Here is a 280-nt window from a genome sequence, read left to right as displayed (position 1 = left end):
GTAGTAAAGCTCCGGGCTCTGCTCACCGAGATTGTCGGCGTAATCGCAGCCCGCGACATGGACGGAACCCGCGAAGAAAAGGTCGGGATCGGGTCGGCTGGAATCGTTCCATCGCAGAAAGAACGGGTGGGCCGGGGTGACAGCGCTACTTTCGATGAAAGCGGAAAGGTCGGCGTGGACTTGCGTGGAATGAGCTGCATAGACTTGAATTTCGTTGATGTATCCGCCGGATACGGTGACTTTGCCAACCTTCAATGGTGACCGTTCCACAGTGCTACGG

1 protein-coding gene is annotated in these 280 nt (G+C 56.8%); it reads left to right on the top strand.

The annotated features are described in order from the left end of the window. Nucleotides 1-261: hypothetical protein (locus CUZ56_RS15850; RefSeq protein ID WP_162615377.1), on the top strand; the 261-nt coding region annotated here is incomplete at its 5' end. Nucleotides 262-280 lie beyond the last annotated feature (19 nt).

This window comes from Saezia sanguinis (genome assembly GCF_003991585.1).
Lineage (GTDB): Bacteria > Pseudomonadota > Gammaproteobacteria > Burkholderiales > Burkholderiaceae_C > Saezia > Saezia sanguinis.
The sequence above is the reverse complement of the archived record's forward strand: the minus strand, read 5'-3'. Positions and strand labels throughout refer to the sequence as shown.